We start from the raw sequence: 16,682 nt of genomic DNA, 5'->3' as shown, positions 1-16,682 counted from the left end.
GAGATTTTATTAGGTGTGACAAACTATACAGTGCTTAAATAGATAAGCAATGACGGCATATTTAAAAAAAATAATCAACCTTTGATTGATCGACTAAAACTTAAGGTAAGCTTTTTTCAAATCAACAAGAGGGTGCTTTTTAGACATTTGAAACTTAACTAGAAGCTCTCTTGCAATCATATCTCTGTCTTGTTGGTTATTTGGTAATTTGATTGATTTTGGAATTGTAACCCAACCATTTGCATTTCTACAAAATACAGCAGGTCTATCCTCTTCATAACCCATATGAATATCTTCTAACCAGTTAAGATCGTCCCATCCCATAGCTTCTACATATTTTTTTAAGAATGGAGTCATCTTCTTATAATCAGGTAATAGGTTAACGTCATATCTATAACCGATATGTTGCCCAATCATTTTTCTCTAGCTGTCTCTTTAGATTTTCCACCTAGATTTTCTTTTTTTACTTTTGTTTTTGTTTTTTTCTTAACCATAAATATTCCTTATATTTTGTGATAGTTATCAACACCAACAGTGAAGTTAGTTCCTGTTAACGGAACTTTAGCTAATGCAGATGATTCCATCGTTAGCGCAGCTAAATCCTCAGGCTCTAATGAGTGAATATTAGTTTTACCACAAGCTCTTGCTAAAAGTTGAGCCTCTAATGTCATTGCATGAAGGTAATTATAAACTCTTAATGCAGCATCATCAGGATTTAATCTAGCTCTTAATTTAGGATCTTGCGTTGCAACACCAACTGGACAACGACCAGTATGACAGTGATAACATTCACCAGCCTTTACACCCATTTCTTTTTCAAAATTTGCTTCTGGTATATCTTTATTACAGTTTAAAGCCATTAAAGCACCAGTTCCAATTGCTATTGCATCAGCACCTAAGGCTAAAGCCTTCGCCATATCAGCACCATCTCTAACACCACCAGCATAAATTAAAGTTACTTGTCCAGTTTTACCAACATCATCAATAGCTCTTCTAGCTTCTCTGATTGCAGCAATTCCTGGAATTCCAGTATTTGCAGCAGCTATATGAGGACCGGCTCCTGTTGAACCTTCCATACCATCTAAAAATATTGAGTCTGGATTACATTTTGCAGCCATACGAACATCGTCATAAACTTTTGATGCACCTAGTTTTAACTGAATTGGAACCTTATTTTTTGTAAGCTGTCTTAATTCTTCAACTTTTAAAGCTAGATCATCTGGACCTAACCAGTCTGGGTGTCTTGCTGGAGATCTTTGATCAATACCAGATGGTAGAGATCTCATTTCTGCAACTTGATCAGTAACTTTTTGACCCATTAAATGTCCACCCATTCCAACTTTTTGTCCTTGACCAATAAATACTTCAATTGCATCAGCTAGTTGAGCGTGATGAGGATTAAAACCATATCTTGATTGGATACATTGGTAATACCATTTTTCAGAATATCTTCTCTCATCTGGAATCATTCCACCTTCACCAGAACATGTTGCGCTTCCAGCCATTGTTGCTCCTCTTGCTAAAGCAGTTTTTGCTTCATAAGAAAGTGCTCCAAAACTCATACCCGTAATATATACTGGTATATCTAGTTCAATTGGGTTTTCACAATTTGGTCCAATAATAGTCTTTGTTTCACATTTTTCTCTATAACCCTCAATTACAAATCTTGTAAGAGTTCCTGGTAAAAATACCAAGTCATCAAATGTAGGAATTTTTTTCATTAATGCCATTCCACGCATTCTGTATCTTCCAAGTTGAGCTTTTAATATGAATATCGTCTATAACTTCAGGAGTAAAAATAGCGTTGTGACCTAACAGACTTTTGTTTCTTTTACCCTCTTCATGTGCATGAACGTCAGCTTTACCACCAACACTTCCATTAGTTTTTTTTAATTTTTTACTATTTTTTTTAACTTTCTTTTTAGCCATTAGATAGCTCCTTTCTTTTCATGAGGTTCTAGATTATCATAGTTCCAAAGTTTTTTCCCTGCGACTATTTTTGTCATTTTACTGACGTCAAATTTTTCACCTATCTCTGCAACTTTTAATTTTCTTTTTAACCAATCTTGATCACTGTCTGTAAGATCTGATGGAACAGCATCACTTCCAAATGATCCTATTTTTCCACCAATGAATATTGTTCCATCATACATTGAGTCACCTAAATTTATTCCAACATCACCAAGAATAATTATTCTTCCTCTTTGCATCATAAAACCTGTAAAAGCTCCAGCATCACCACCAACAATGATAGTTCCACCCTTCATGTCAATTCCAGTTCTTGCACCAACACTTCCTTTGCAAATTAAATCACCACCTCTTATAGCGGCACCAAAGCAAGATCCTGCATTTTTTTCTATAACAACTTTTCCTGCCATTAAGTTTTCAGCACAAGACCAGCCAACTCTACCATTAATTCTAACAGTAGGTCCATCACAAGAACCCATACCAAAATAACCCAAACTTCCTTCAAAAATTAAGTTTAATTTATTTAAAATACCAACACCTAAACTATGTTTTCCTTGAGGGTTTTTAATAACAATTGTTCCAAAACCTTGGCTCATTAAGTTATCAATTTCTTTATTAGCTTCTGTGGCTGTCATTTCTTTAACATCTAGATCTGTTCTTTTATTAAAATCTACATCATAAGTTCCAAAATAATAAAGATTTTCACCTTCGTCAGGATTAAAAAACTTTTGTTGAGTTCTTCCTGTAAGCACTTCAGTGTGCATACCCATTGACTGGGACTTAGTTTTTTTCTCTGTAGTCTTTAAATTTGCCATACTTTTACCTCTCCATCATATGGATCATATGTATCAATTTCTTGAGGAAGAATTGCTCTAATTGCAATTTCTTCAGATCCCATTGCTATTAAATTATCAGATTCGTAAAGAACCAATGGTTTTGCAGCCATAGTATCCTTTGCCATTCCTAACGAGTTTTTTGTTGCAACAAAGTAAGTAAATACCCCATCAAGACCCGTTAAAGAATCTTTCATGCCTTCTTCAAGTGTTGCTCCATCTCTTAATTTTTTTGCAAGATATACTGCGATCAACTCTGAATCACACTCAGACATAAATCTCATACCTTCGTTTTCTAGCATTCTTCTATTATTCCAATAATTTGTTAACTGACCATTGTGAACTACAGATACATCGCTAAATGGGTATCCCCAAAAAGGGTGGGCAGACTTAATATCTACACCAGATTCTGTAGCCATTCTTGCATGACCAATAGCATGTGTCCCCACAACTTTATCTAAATTATACCTATCACAAACGTCTTTAGCATTTCCTAAATCTTTAATAACTTCTAAAGATTTTCCCATTGAAAGAATTTCAACACCAGGAACGCTCTCGATTTTTCTAGAAAATTCTCTTAAATCTTTTTCATCATAACTAACCTCATATCTTAAAGAGTAAGGAAGTATTCTTTCTTCTTTAATGATTTTTGCACCCATACCCAAGATATATGACTTAACTATTTTAATTCTTTCATCGTAAACAGAAGTTTCTTCACTTACAGACGAACTACCTTCACCAACATTTTCTCCAACTTTAAAGCGCATAATAAAATTTTTACCATCTGTATCTCCATAAAGTGCATATCCAGTAGAATCTTCTCCCCTATGCTTTAATGCCTGAAGCATTCCTTGCAATTGAGTTCCAATATTTACTGATTTATCTTTATAAATTAATCCCGCTATTCCACACATATATTTCTCCTATTTCTATTAAAGACTATGGTAGGCAGTCCAGATACGTATCTAGATCCCACTGAGTTGTTGCACCTAAAAATTTTTCCCACTCATCATTTTTATACCAATGGAAAACTTTATACATTTCATCTGGCATAGCTGATTTTATAACCTCATCTTCTGCTAAACGATTTAAAGCCTCACCAAGACTCATGGGTAGTTTTTTAACTATTTTTCCAGCTGCTTGAGCTTCATACATACTTCTAGACTCAGGTTTTCCTGGATCAATGTTATTTGTTATTCCATCATCAAAACATTTTAACAATCCAGAACCCATTAAATATGGATTATGCATTGAATCAACTGATCTATATTCAAACCTACCTGGAGCAGAAACTCTTAAACCACAAGTTCTATTTTGAAATCCCCAGTCAGCATAAACAGGAGCCCAAAATCCTGTATCCCATAATCTTCTGTATGAGTTCACAGTAGAAGAACCAATTGCAGTTAGCGCACCCAAATGTTTCATCACACCACCAATAGCTTTCAAACCAATTTTACCTGGTAGTTGAATATCATCAGTATCGGGCATAAAGGTATTTGTTCCTCCTTCAACGTAAGTGAATACCTCATCCATTCCTGGCAAAGATTTATGAGATAGTTTATTAATCACATCTTTTCCACCCGTCCACAAAGACATATTAGTGTGACAACCACTTGCAGAAACACCCATAAATGGTTTTGTCATAAAACAAGCTATCAAATTAAACTCTCTAGCAACCTGTGCACAAATTTGTCTATAAGTTGAAAGTCTATCTGCATTTCTTAAAACATCATCATACATCCAGTTTAATTCTAATTGTCCTGGTGCATCTTCATGATCTCCCTGAATCATGTCAAAACCCATTGCTCTTGCGTATTTAAAAACTTGCATGAAAACTGGTCTTAACGATTCAAATTGATCAATATGATAACAATAAGGTTTAGAAAAACCTTTACCAGTTGGTGAACCATCCTCATTTTTAGTTAACCACATCATTTCTGGCTCTGTTCCAACTCTTAATTGGTAACCATGTTTCTTTTTAAATTCTTGAGCGTGTATTCTTAAATTTCCACGACAATCTGATGTTAAATGTGCACCTGGATTATCTCTTTCTTCTCTATTTCTAAAGCAAGTAACAAATACTCTTGCAACTTTTTTATCCCAAGGAAGCTGACAAAAAGTTTCAGGATCAGGTATACCAACCAGTTCTTTTGCTTCTGGTCCATAACCAATATAATCTCCATGACGATCAACAAATAAGTTTGCTGTAGCACCATAAACTAATTGAAACCCTTTTTCACAAGTTCTTTCCCAATGATCAGTGGGAATACCCTTTCCAACAACTCTTCCAGTTACAGAAATAAATTGAAAATAAATATATTCAATACCTAGCTCGTTAATTTTAGCTCTAACTTGTTTTACTAACTTATCTCTACCAGGTTGTGCTACATGCTTGTCTAAATCAGTCATTATCTCTCCCTCTAATGAATTTTTATTTAACGAACCGTAACTGAAAAAATTATTTGTGTCTAGGCTTGAAGTTTAACTCCAAGGGAATGGACTGTTAGAAGTTGGATGAAGTTCACCCTTCTCGTAACGGTTGAATCTAAACGGTTTTAATAATTCACTTTCAGTTCCCAAAATTTCTTTTGCAACAAGTTCACCGACACCAATCATTTTGTATCCATGGTTAGCATCAGCAATCATGTAAACATTTTCTAAAAATCTATCAAAGATTGGAAAATTATCAGGCGTCATACATCCAAGACCACCTGATGGTCCTTTTCTATATAAATCCGATTTACCTTCAAATCTTTTTTGACAATGTGCTAAAGCTGAACACCACATATCATTAAATGCTTCTGTAGTTTGAAACTCAGGAGAATCGAGTCCATAAGGATCAACATCCACTTTATCAAAATGTTTATCAACTATGTAAGGAGAAGTACCACCTTGAACACCAAGACCTTCAATGTCAGGCTTATAATAAATTCCCCAAAGCTCTTCAGTAATTAATTTCTTAGTTTTATCAGAATATAAAGGTGCAGTAGAGTCGACATGCATTACTGGAGGTTGACCACCATCATTCATTCTTAGAAAATCTTTATCAACACCAATAACACCTTCTTGTAACATCCAATATTTCCACATATCTTCTTTATGAAATTTTCCATCTTGTCCTTTAATATTTGCAAATTTTGGAAGTTCTAACATATTCCAAAAATCTCTAACCCAAGGACCAGCACCAACGACTACCTGTTCGCACTCAATAATCCCCTTGTCTGTTTCAACACCTGTAACAGCTTTGCTATTACTACCTCTTTTAAATCCTGTAACCTTTACACCTTTAACTACATTTACTCCGTTAGTAACAGATTTGCTCTCAAGAGCTTTTATTGAATCTTTATTAAATGCGTAACCACCTTTTTTTTCATGAAGTATAGATGTTATCCCTTGTGCTTGCCAATCATCAAACATACCTTTCATGTATTTAGTACATTCTTTTTCACCTTCAATAAATTCTGATTCGTAACCAATAGCTTTTTGCTGCTCATAAATTGTAGCAACATCTTCGTGCATAACCTCTGGAGATATTTGTAAATACCCTACAGCATTATATTTCCAAGCTTTTGGATCACTTTCCCATACTGATACAGAATGAGCCATTAACTCTCTCATAGCTGGTTGAAAATAATTATTTCTTATAACACCACAAGCAATTCCACTTGCACCTGCTGCAGTATCTTTTTTTTCAAGAATTACAATGTCACCAGGATTTTTATAAGTTTCTGAAAGTTTCCAAGCTGTACTTAGGCCATGAATTCCGCCTCCGATGATTACTACTTTAGCTTTAGTTGGTAGTGTTGACATATGAAAACATTATTTTTTATAAAAAGTAATTAATATAATTATATTTATAACTAAATTTTATATATAAAAGATATCAACTTAAAGAGATTGTAGAATTAGGTGCTAATAGCTTAGCTTTTTTAAAGTAGCCAGGTATTGTTTAAACTCATTAATAAAAGTCTCAGTAGGTATAATATTTTTTATTCGCTGATCAGTTGAAGTTTTTTCCAAACGAAAGAATCCTTTCTCACAAGCCTCATTAATTATCAAAGCAGATTTTGGCCTAGAGGTTTTAAATAATTTTGTTTTTAGACCTTCAACAGAAAGCTTTTCATTAAGTTTATGCGCTGACATTACAAGTAACATCATATGATAATGTGAAGGAGATTTTCTAAAAAAATAGTTACTAGATGTATGTGATTGCTTCATCTGGTCTTCCCAAAAATTTAAAAGATCTTTGCTGTTATCGGTCATTTTATTATGCTCTAACTCTTGATTTTGTTGGATCATAGAAAGGGAAGGGAACAACTTTTGCACCAATTCTTTTTTGATGACCGTCAAGCTTACCAATCTCAACTTCCGTTCCTATCTCTGCATATTTTACGTCAATTTTACAAAGTGCAATATTTTTTCCAAGTTTAGGGGATAGCATTCCACTTGTTATTACACCCACTTGACCACGACCAACATGAACACAATCTCCATTTACTGCTGGTTCATGACCAACCAATTCCAAACCAACTAATTTTTTTTGTGGATTTGCTTTTCTTTTAACTAACTCTTCTTTACCTATAAAATCATCTTCTTTAGTTTTAAGTGGAACGGTAAAACCAATACCTGCTTCAAATGGATCTGTTTGATCATCGAACTCGTAACCATAAAAAATTAGTCCAGCTTCAATACGAACCATGTCTAAAGCTTCTAAGCCTAATGGAGTAATACTAAACTCCTTACCAGCTTCCCAAACTTTATCCCAAACCTCCGCAGCATCTTTTGGATGACACCAAATTTCATAGCCAAGTTCACCAGTGTAACCTGTTCTTGAAACAACAATTGGTGTACCTGTTTCATGATCTATTCTTGCAATATTAAATCTGAACCATTCAAGTTCAGTGATGGATGGTTGTATAGGAGGCGTCCATACAAATTTTTCTAAAATTTTTCTACTATTTGGTCCTTGAACTGCAATGTTATGAATATGATCTGTTGCAGATTTAATCCAAACTTTATAATTTTTTTTTTAGCTTGTTCTTTTAACCATTCACCACTGTATTCATCTCCACCAATCCATCTAAAATTATCTTGTCCTAATTTAAATAAAGTACCATCATCTAACATGCACCCATTTTCATAACACATGGCTGTATAAACAACTTGTCCTATAGATAATTTTTTTACATTTCTAGTAAGCGTGTATTGCATTAAATTTTCTGCATCAGGTCCAAGAATTTCAAATTTTCTAAGAGGCGATAAGTCTGTTGCAATCACACTTTCTCTACAAGCTGTATATTCTTTTATAGTTCCTGAATTTGTAAAATTATTAGCAAGCCAAAAACCTTTATACTCAACAAAGTTTCTTGTTAGCTCTGAAGTTTTTTTATGGAAACCTGTTTCTTGAGTTAGTTTAGGTTCTGAGTCTGTTTTCATTCTAAATGCTATTGCTTTTGAATACTTTTTTTCCTTTGAATAAGTCCTAACAAAAATATCAGTGGGATTCCAGCCATTTGCACCATCAACATCACAAGGACAAGCTGATGATATACATGTTAGATCTTTTAAAGCTCTAAATAAAACATAATCTCCAGGTCTTGACCAAGGTTCATCAAAAGATGCAACATTATTAGCATCAATTGCAGTATTAAAAAAAAGATTTATTGCAGACCAACTTTTTCTAGAATTGATGTCATATTTATCCAGTCTATTATTAAAATTGTCAGTACAATTAATATGACCCATATAACCCATATCTTCATAATATTTTGATGTGCAAGCAAGATTGAAAGTATCATGTCTTCCAACTGTATCTCTTACAACTTCAATCATAGCTTCATGATCACCATCATAAAACTTTGAAAACAAACCAGGCCCAGGGTAAGCACCGCCCATAAAAGTTCGTGTTGCTTTATCATCAATAATACTTTCAATACCGTCATTTAATTTTTGTGTATCAAAAGCTAGAAAATCAGAGCATTGCCTTCCGCTTGGATCAATTATCTGAATATATTCACCAGCTTTTACCTCATAAGTTTCAGCAGTTCTTCTCTTTACAAGTTGTTCAATAATTGGATCACTAAGAGGATCTGGCAAAATAAACTGTTCATCTGTTTCAATAAATTTAGCTTTATTTAAAAAAATAGTTAAATCTGTAGGTGGATTTTGTTCATGGACATTCATTGCATCACCAGGTGCAGCAATCATTACAATACATTTATCTTTTGAGGTTAATGTTATTTTTTCACCCATAAAACAATCTTCACTAAAAACAATTGATGATTTAGCATTATTTAAATCAAGGTTTTTATTCTTTAGTAGCTTTGAAATTTTTTCATCATTAGCAATAGTTTTTTTTGAAAAATCTGCATTAGCATTTTCTTTCAAATTTAAAATAGATAAATCAGATTTACCTTTTGAATTAAAAACAATTATTTCACAAATTTGTCTTCCTTCTTCATTAATGATTTCTATTTTATCTTCTGGCAAAACTTCTATTATAGAGAGCCCACCACCTCTTACAAAATATCTTTCAACTCCAGGTGGTAATGTTCTTAAGCCAGGATTTCGTATATCGTTACTAGTATGCAGCATTGCCAGTATAAATTTAAATAATTTAACATTAACTTAATATAATCAAAGGCCATTGACTATAAATTTAATAAGTGAGAACATACTTACTTAAACATTAATATTAAGGAGAGAGAATATAATGAAAAAAATAGTATCATTAATATCTGCCTTGGTAATTTCAGCAGTTAGTTTTGCTGGAGTATCTAATGCAGCAGATAGTAAAAAACCTATCGTTATTCCAACTCATAACTGGTCTAGCCAAATTGTAATGGCTCATGTTATTGGTGGAATTTTCGAAAGTATGGGAAATAATGTAAAATATGTAAATACAGACTCACAAGCAGTTTATGAAGCAATTCGTATCGGTGATGTAAGTTTATCTCATGAAGTGTGGGAATCTGCATTTGGAAAATCATTTACTACAGCGCTAGACAAAGGTGGTTTAGTTGACTGGGGAGATCATGAAGCTAGAACGCTTGAAGATATGGGATATCCAAACTGGGTTACTGAAAAAGGATTATGTCCTGGTCTTCCAGACTGGACTGCATTAAAAAATCCAGCTTGTGCTAAAAACTTTACAACACCTGACTCAGGTGGAAAAGGACGAATGCTAGAAGGTCCGCAAAGTTGGCATGGAGATTTAATACCTCAAAGGGTTGATGCTTTAGGACTTGGAGATCTTTGGACTGTTAAATTTGCTGGAAGTGCAGATGCACTTTGGGCAGAACTTAAATCAGCTGAAAAAGAAGGAAGAGGAACTATAATATTCAACTGGACACCAAACTTTACAGATGGTGCTGGTTTTACTTTTATAGATTTCCCTCCATATTCAGCAGGTTGTAGACCAGAAGACGGTGGTGATGGAAAATGTGGTTCGCCAGATGGTTATTTGAAAAAGGCTGTAACTGCAGACTTTCCAAAAACACATCCAGCAGCAGCAGCGGCATTTAAAAAAATGTCATTCTCTACAAGTCACATTGGTGCAATGGCTGCTTTAGTTGACCTTGACAAATTGACTCATGAAGATGCAGCTAAAAAATGGTTAGCTGATAATAAGAGTGTTTGGCAAGCTTTTACTAAATAAGGGTAACAGTTAATAAATTGAAATCTCTCCCAACAATGTTGGGGGGGATTTTTTTTAAAGAATGTGCTTTCGCACAAATTCAAATTACGGACTTTTTAATTAAATGATAAAGTTTTTTTTATATATATCTATCAGTCTATTAGTTTTTAATTCTTCTTTTGCAAAAAATATAGACATACAAGAGGATATTAAAATTGGTTTTGTATGTGAATTAGAAAAGAAAATACTCAAGAACTCAGAATATAATTATAAAACTTTTTTAGCAAAAGATTTAGATAATCAAAATTTAGATAAATTTGAAATCGATGCAAAGAGACCAGAAAAACTTTTGATTAATGGGTTATCATTGTTCCTCTCACAAACTGCAAAATTTGAAGTAAAAGTTGTAAATAAAGACATAGTTTTATTCAAAGCTTTTGATGAAAGAAAAAATTACTCAGAATCAGGTATAATTAACAGAAAATCAGGTGAATTAGTTCACGAAATTACAATAGGTATAAAAAGTGATAATCTTGAAAAAAATATTTCTTTTTACTTATGTAGCTAAATTTAAAAAAATGAAAAAATATTTATTTTATATAGCTTTAAGTTTTTTAGTTGCAACATCAGTATCAGCTCGAAAGACAGGTTGCGAAGGAAACTGTAAAGATGGCTTTGGTAAATGGACTTACACTGACAAAACAACATACGAAGGGAATTGGATTGGCACACAAAAACAAGGACAAGGAGTTGAGACTTGGCCTAATGGATATATTTATAAAGGTGAGTTTAAAAATAGTGTGTGGAGTGGAAAGGGTATTTTGACCTTTCCAAACGGTGCAACTTATGATGGGGAATGGGCTAATGGGTTTATGAATGGAGAGGGAACATTTACATGGTCCGATGGAAAAGAAAAAAAAGGAATTTGGAAAAATGGCAAATTTCAAGAATAGATAAAAATGTTACAAAATATATATTTAAATAAATTGAAGAAGATATCTGAGCCAGTTAGACAATTTGGAGGCCTTATCATCTTAATAATTATTGTAATTTTTTCCTTTGCTATCTTAAATAATATTTTTGGTGAGGGTGAAGAACTAATTGCTAAAATGAAAAAAGAAGAAGAAAGAATTGCAGAGACAAGAAAGCAAAATGAACTGATTTCAAGTTTGCCATCAGGAATTTTAGTATTTTATGATGGAACTGATCATTATAAGTTGTCTTTAGAGCAATATGAAAAAGTCTGCAACGCAACAAAGATTATTCCTCAGCGCGCAATTATGGGTGCCAATTTTTTGAATTTTAGAGCACATCATATTTATACTATTAATGGAAATAAAATTGATGAAACGTTTGTTAAATGGAATAAGGAAAATAATAAATGCTTTGCAGGTTTTACAGTTAGTGGAAATAATGTTGGGGTAGATGAAAAAATTACTGTTAAAGGAGAGGTTTTAAATTTTTTAAGTACTGGAATTGATACAAGAGTTTATTTTATTAAAAATTTTTAAGGAGAAAAACGATAAGTATAAATAATATAAAAAGTGTTTTTTATTTTTATTTCGTATAACTTATTAAAACATTATGACCGATACAGTAATCAAATGTGAATCTGTTTATAAAATTTTTGGAACAAATGCCAAAAAGATGCTTCAAGATGCAAATGGAAATGTAGATGCCAAAACATTTCAAGAAAACGGATGTATAGTGGGTGTGAATAATGCCTCTTTTGAAGTTTCAAAAGGCGAAATGTTAGTTGTGATGGGTTTATCAGGCTCAGGAAAATCAACATTGTTAAGATGTATTTCTAGATTAACAGATGCAACTGCTGGAAAAATTTTTATAGAAGGTCAAGATTTACTTTCATTAAGTAATAAAGAACTGATTGAACTTAGAAGAAATAAAATGGGAATGGTATTTCAAAGTTTTGCTTTGCTTCCTCATAAAACAGTTGTGGAAAATATTGCTTTCCCACTTCAAATCAAAGGCATTAAAACTAAAGATAGCATCAATAAAGCAATGGAAATGGTAAAGCTTGTTGGTCTTGATGGTAGAGAAAATTATTTTCCAAGAGAACTTTCTGGTGGACAACAGCAAAGAGTAGGTATTGCTCGATCATTGGCTGTTGAACCTGATATATGGTTTTTAGATGAACCATTTTCTGCATTAGATCCATTAATTAGAAAAGAGATGCAGGATGAATTTTTGAGACTCCAAGAAAAATTACAAAAAACAATTATGTTTATTACACACGACTTTGATGAAGCTTTAAAACTTGCTGACCGTATTGCAATAATGAAAGATGGTATAATTGAACAACTGGATACCCCAGCTAACATTGTGTTAAATCCTGCAACAGAATATGTAAAAAAATTTACTGAAGAAGTTCCTAGAGAGAAGGTTTTAAAAATAGAAGATGTGATGGATAAACCAAATAATGAAAATTTAAGTGATTTAAAAGTTTTAAGAAATGAAATAATTGAAAATGTTGCTGAAAAAATCTTAACTCAAGAAAAGTCCATATCTGTAATTGATGAAAATAACCAAATTGTTGGTACTGTTCATCCATCAAAAATAATACATACAGTTTTTGGTGGAAAAAAAAATAATGATTAAAATATGGAATTATTAAAAAGATATCCAAAAGTATTCCAATGGTTATTTTTGTTAATTGCTTTTTTTACCTTATATTTTGCAATTGATGTTCCAGAAACTTATAAATTTATTAGAGGCCAAGCAGAATTCATTAAAGATCCAAATCAAAGCACTTTCACACTCTTTGGTGCAGAAGTAAGGTATTATGCATTTGATGTTTTTTGGAGACTACCTCCTTTACTTGGATGGTTACCTATATGGATAAATGATTCATTATTTTTTTTAATGAATGATTGGATGCCAATAGAATTTTGGAATGAAGACACTCAAGAATTTAAAACCCGACCTCTAGTTTTACAAATAACGAGAAATTTAACCTCATTTATAACATTTCTCATAGAATTAATTAGAGAGATTTTATTAGGTGGTGTTGAAACTATTGTTGCATTTACAAGTTGGGATTGGATAAGTGAAAATTCATGGGCAGAATTGCCAGGACTACCTTGGACAATTGTTGCAGCAGGTGCTGCAATACTTGGGTATAAATTAAGTGGCAAAGGTTTAGCGTTATTCGCTGCTATAGTCATGATTTATATTTCTATTTTTGGTCAATGGAAACCTTCGATGCAAACACTTTCTTTTATATTGGTTGCAGCACCACTATCTTTTATTTTTGGTTTGAGCTTAGGGATCGCAGCATTCAAAAGTAAACGCGTGGAGAAAGCTTTATATCCAATACTTTTAGTTATGCAGACTATGCCTCAATATGCAGTATTGGTTCCTGCAATTGTTCTCTTTGGTGTTGGTGATCATGCTGGAGTAATCATAACTATGGTTGTAGCTGTCCCACCAATGATACTACTGACATTGTTAGGTCTCAGAGGAGTATCTCCTGAAGTTATTGAAGCTGGAAAAATGAGCGGATGTAATAATTTACAGCTTATGTTTAAGGTACTAATTCCAACTGCAAGAAGAGATATTTTGATTGGAGTGAATCAAGTTATCATGGTGTGCTTTTCTATGGCAGTAATTTCAGCGTTTATAGGTGCCAAAGGTTTAGGGTTTAATTTGTTATTAGCTTTAAATCAGCTGAATATCGGATTGGCATTAGAAGCAGGTTTATGTATTAGTTTAATTGCGATATTGCTAGATAAATTATCTTTAGCTTGGGCAAATAAACAAATAGATTATTTTGGTAACCTAACTTTTTTTCAGCGATATAAAAATACATTATTTTTTTCTGGTGCAATATTGATTGGAATCATATTTGCTTATGCAGGATCTTTTTATTTTAAAGAAGGTTTTAATTATTTATATGAAATTCCACATAACAAGGGAATATCAACAGCAGATTTTTGGAACAAAGGTGTTGATTGGATTTGGGATACTTTCTTTCAAACTTTAAAAATTTTTAATACATGGTTAATAGTAGATGTATTGCAGCCTATGCGTGCTTCTTATTTACGGATGCCTATTGTCGCAACATTTGTTTTGGTTATGGGTGCTGGATATATAATTGGAGGAATACGTTCAGCTTTTGTAGTAGGTGCTTTGACATTGTTTATAGCATTAAGTCCGTGGTGGGACAGAGCTTTAGTTACTACATATATGGCAACTTTTGGAGTTATCTTATCTTGTGTAATTGGCTTTACTGTTGGAACTTTATGTTTTCAGAATAAGCATACAACAAGTTTTATGTTGGGAGTCTGTGATATTTTTCAAACATTCCCTTCATTTGTATACTTAATTCCAGTAATGATGCTTTTTGGGGTTACAGATACATCGGTATTAATTGCAGTAGTTGTTTATGCAACTATACCTGCAACGAGATATACTATTGAAGGGTTGAGAAGTGTTCCAGCATCTTTACACGATGCTGCTTCAATGTCAGGTGTAACAAAGATACAAAGATTGATGAAAATTGAATTCCCTTTAGCACTTCCTCACATGATGCTTGGTTTAAATCAAACAATTGTTTTTGCTTTATTTATGGTAATTATTGGAGCATTTATTGGAACTGAGGACTTAGGACAATATATTTTAAAAGCTATATCTGATAAAAAAGGTGCGGGTATTGGGTTAACGTTGGGTATTTGTGTTGCCTTTATAGGCTTAGTATTTGATCATTTAATTCGAACCTGGGTTGATCAAAGAAAAAAACATCTTGGTATAAATTAGTAAAGATATTCAAACTCAGAAAATGATCTACTGAAAAATTTCAAAAAATCATAATTCATAATCTATTATTTTGGCTGATCTAAAAAAGTTTTCAATGAATCGTCCATAGCAACTTCCCATTCTGTATGATGTTTTGGACCAATTGAACCAGTCACAGGTGAAGCAAAGGACTTATTTCTATAAGTCATTATATTTTCTACTTTATGATGTTCCCATTCTTTAAAAGTTTTTCTAATTAATTCAAAATCAATTTTTGGATAATCAGATAAATCGTGAAGTTCTTTTGTGTACTCTGTTTGGAAATCGATCATTTGATCTGCATTTTCTAACTTTTCTTCAAGAGATACCCACTTATTGATATCTTTTTCAATCTCTATGTCACTTGGAACTTTAATTTTTCCCATTATAATATCTCTTGCAAACCAAGCCTGACAATCAAACATATTGAAAGTATGAAATTGATCTTGCATACCTAGGTATATTAATTTGTGATTATTTTGCCAAACTACACCTTTATATAACTTTGGTGGATATAATCTGTTTCCTGTTTTTAATTTAAGATCTTCAGATATAAAAGGAAAATGATGGAGATATCCCGTACATAAAATTACAGCATCTGTTTCTTGTACATGACCGTCTTTAAATATTGCTTTATTACCTTCAAGTCTATCTAGGTGAAAAACTTCTTTCATTCCATCGGGCCATTTAAATCCCATTGGATTATGTCTATAGGCTATGGTTACACTTTTTGCCCCATACTTATGACACTGAAGAGCTACATCTTCTGCAGAATAGCTACTTCCTAAAACAACAACATTTTTATCTCGAAATTCTTCAGCATCTCTAAAATCATGAGAGTGCATTATTCTTCCGGGAAACGCCTTCATACCTGGATATTCTGGAATGAATGGAACTGAGAAATGACCAGTTGATACTATTACATAATCAAAAACATCTTTTGAAATTTTATCATTTTTTTTATCACGATAAGTAACTTCAAAATTTTTACCATCATGAGACACATTACTAACAGAGGTGTTAAATCTAATTTTAGACTTTAAATTTCCTTTTTTAACTCTACCTAAGATATAATCGTATAAAACTTCTCTGGGTGGAAAAGATGGAATTGGTTTTCCAAAGTGCTCATCAAATGAATAGTCAGCAAACTCTAGGCATTCTTTAGGGCCGTTTGACCAAAGATATCTATACATGCTGTTAGGTACAGGGTCGCCGTATTGGTCAGAACCTGTTCTCCAACTGTAATTCCATAAACCTCCCCAATCTTCTTGTTTATCAAAACAAACTATTTCAGGTATTTTTTCACCTTTTTTTTCAGCTTGCTCAAAAGATCTCAAAGCAGATAAACCACAAGGCCCAGCACCAATAATTGCTACTTTTGTCATAAAATCACCTCTCTCTAATAAATTTATAACTGTACTTTACCAACAAAATGCTAAAAATTAATATAAAAA

At 32.8% G+C, this 16,682-nt stretch carries 12 protein-coding genes and 3 pseudogenes; 6 read left to right on the top strand and 9 right to left on the bottom strand.

What is annotated here, in order from left to right; genetic code table 11:
• Window positions 1-93 precede the first annotated feature (93 nt).
• The 8 genes and pseudogenes from ABXT45_RS04980 to ABXT45_RS04945 form a co-directional block, all read right to left on the bottom strand.
• Window positions 94-494 (bottom strand): annotated as a pseudogene (locus ABXT45_RS04980) (hypothetical protein).
• Between the two features lie 9 nt (window positions 495-503).
• A pseudogene (locus tag ABXT45_RS04975) lies at window positions 504-1,929 on the bottom strand (FMN-binding glutamate synthase family protein).
• Window positions 1,929-2,783, bottom strand: a complete 855-nt coding sequence (locus ABXT45_RS04970; RefSeq protein WP_415312998.1) for a GXGXG motif-containing protein — start codon at window positions 2,781-2,783, stop codon at window positions 1,929-1,931. The pseudogene ABXT45_RS04975 and the gene ABXT45_RS04970 overlap by 1 nt, the downstream one beginning before the upstream one ends.
• A complete protein-coding gene (locus ABXT45_RS04965; protein ID WP_415312997.1) occupies window positions 2,771-3,715 on the bottom strand; it encodes a glutamine amidotransferase in 945 nt (314 codons plus the stop codon). Before ABXT45_RS04965 ends, ABXT45_RS04970 begins: the two co-directional genes overlap by 13 nt.
• 25 nt (window positions 3,716-3,740) lie before the next feature.
• Entirely contained in the window at window positions 3,741-5,210 is a 1,470-nt protein-coding gene (locus ABXT45_RS04960; RefSeq protein WP_415312996.1) for a glutamine synthetase family protein, read from the bottom strand.
• A gap of 72 nt (window positions 5,211-5,282) precedes the next feature.
• The gene (locus ABXT45_RS04955) at window positions 5,283-6,611 is read right to left on the bottom strand and encodes an NAD(P)/FAD-dependent oxidoreductase (RefSeq protein ID WP_415312995.1); all 1,329 of its coding nucleotides are present in this window, start codon (window positions 6,609-6,611) and stop codon (window positions 5,283-5,285) included.
• 102 nt (window positions 6,612-6,713) lie between these two features.
• Window positions 6,714-7,064 (bottom strand): hypothetical protein, encoded by a 351-nt coding sequence (locus ABXT45_RS04950; RefSeq protein WP_415302740.1) that lies wholly within the window; start codon window positions 7,062-7,064, stop codon window positions 6,714-6,716.
• A 4-nt stretch (window positions 7,065-7,068) separates the two neighbouring features.
• Window positions 7,069-9,395, bottom strand: a pseudogene (locus ABXT45_RS04945) (DUF1989 domain-containing protein).
• A gap of 118 nt (window positions 9,396-9,513) precedes the next feature.
• On the opposite strand from ABXT45_RS04945, the gene ABXT45_RS04940 reads away from it, so the two are divergent.
• The 6 genes from ABXT45_RS04940 (at window position 9,514) to ABXT45_RS04915 (ending at window position 15,210) form a co-directional block, all read left to right on the top strand.
• Window positions 9,514-10,458, top strand: a complete 945-nt coding sequence (locus ABXT45_RS04940) for an ABC transporter substrate-binding protein (RefSeq protein WP_415277889.1) — start codon at window positions 9,514-9,516, stop codon at window positions 10,456-10,458.
• 103 nt (window positions 10,459-10,561) lie between these two features.
• Window positions 10,562-11,005: a hypothetical protein gene (locus tag ABXT45_RS04935; RefSeq protein WP_415285946.1), complete on the top strand. Its 444-nt coding sequence runs from the start codon at window positions 10,562-10,564 to the stop codon at window positions 11,003-11,005.
• Between the two features lie 10 nt (window positions 11,006-11,015).
• Complete coding sequence (locus ABXT45_RS04930) at window positions 11,016-11,390, top strand: hypothetical protein (RefSeq protein WP_415277887.1); 375 nt, start codon at window positions 11,016-11,018, stop codon at window positions 11,388-11,390.
• Window positions 11,391-11,396: 6 nt separating this feature from the next.
• Window positions 11,397-11,948, top strand: a complete 552-nt coding sequence (locus ABXT45_RS04925) for a hypothetical protein (RefSeq protein ID WP_415277886.1) — start codon at window positions 11,397-11,399, stop codon at window positions 11,946-11,948.
• Between the two features lie 73 nt (window positions 11,949-12,021).
• Window positions 12,022-13,053: a quaternary amine ABC transporter ATP-binding protein gene (locus ABXT45_RS04920; RefSeq protein ID WP_415312994.1), complete on the top strand. Its 1,032-nt coding sequence runs from the start codon at window positions 12,022-12,024 to the stop codon at window positions 13,051-13,053.
• Between the two features lie 3 nt (window positions 13,054-13,056).
• Window positions 13,057-15,210, top strand: coding sequence for an ABC transporter permease (locus tag ABXT45_RS04915; protein WP_415312993.1), 2,154 nt, complete (start codon window positions 13,057-13,059; stop codon window positions 15,208-15,210).
• A 65-nt stretch (window positions 15,211-15,275) separates the two neighbouring features.
• On the opposite strand, the gene ABXT45_RS04910 is transcribed toward ABXT45_RS04915, so the two are convergent.
• Complete coding sequence (locus ABXT45_RS04910) at window positions 15,276-16,613, bottom strand: NAD(P)-binding domain-containing protein (protein ID WP_415277883.1); 1,338 nt, start codon at window positions 16,611-16,613, stop codon at window positions 15,276-15,278.
• Between the last annotated feature and the right edge of the window lie 69 nt (window positions 16,614-16,682).

The sequence above is a fragment of the Candidatus Pelagibacter sp. Uisw_106 genome, from assembly GCF_047724975.1.
Taxonomy (GTDB): Bacteria; Pseudomonadota; Alphaproteobacteria; order Pelagibacterales; family Pelagibacteraceae; genus Pelagibacter.
Note: the sequence above shows the minus strand (reverse complement) of the source record. Positions and strands in the feature narration are given on the sequence as shown.

Excerpts from the sequence above, each read along its gene's own strand:
- ABXT45_RS04970 (WP_415312998.1), bottom strand. The coding sequence starts at position 2,783 with ATGGCAAATTTAAAGACTACAGAGAAAAAAACTAAGTCCCAGTCAATG.
- ABXT45_RS04965 (WP_415312997.1), bottom strand. The coding sequence starts at position 3,715 with ATGTGTGGAATAGCGGGATTAATTTATAAAGATAAATCAGTAAATATT.
- ABXT45_RS04960 (WP_415312996.1), bottom strand. The coding sequence starts at position 5,210 with ATGACTGATTTAGACAAGCATGTAGCACAACCTGGTAGAGATAAGTTA.
- ABXT45_RS04955 (WP_415312995.1), bottom strand. The coding sequence starts at position 6,611 with ATGTCAACACTACCAACTAAAGCTAAAGTAGTAATCATCGGAGGCGGA.
- ABXT45_RS04950 (WP_415302740.1), bottom strand. The coding sequence starts at position 7,064 with ATGACCGATAACAGCAAAGATCTTTTAAATTTTTGGGAAGACCAGATG.
- ABXT45_RS04940 (WP_415277889.1), top strand. The coding sequence starts at position 9,514 with ATGAAAAAAATAGTATCATTAATATCTGCCTTGGTAATTTCAGCAGTT.
- ABXT45_RS04935 (WP_415285946.1), top strand. The coding sequence starts at position 10,562 with ATGATAAAGTTTTTTTTATATATATCTATCAGTCTATTAGTTTTTAAT.
- ABXT45_RS04930 (WP_415277887.1), top strand. The coding sequence starts at position 11,016 with ATGAAAAAATATTTATTTTATATAGCTTTAAGTTTTTTAGTTGCAACA.
- ABXT45_RS04925 (WP_415277886.1), top strand. The coding sequence starts at position 11,397 with ATGTTACAAAATATATATTTAAATAAATTGAAGAAGATATCTGAGCCA.
- ABXT45_RS04920 (WP_415312994.1), top strand. The coding sequence starts at position 12,022 with ATGACCGATACAGTAATCAAATGTGAATCTGTTTATAAAATTTTTGGA.
- ABXT45_RS04915 (WP_415312993.1), top strand. The coding sequence starts at position 13,057 with ATGGAATTATTAAAAAGATATCCAAAAGTATTCCAATGGTTATTTTTG.
- ABXT45_RS04910 (WP_415277883.1), bottom strand. The coding sequence starts at position 16,613 with ATGACAAAAGTAGCAATTATTGGTGCTGGGCCTTGTGGTTTATCTGCT.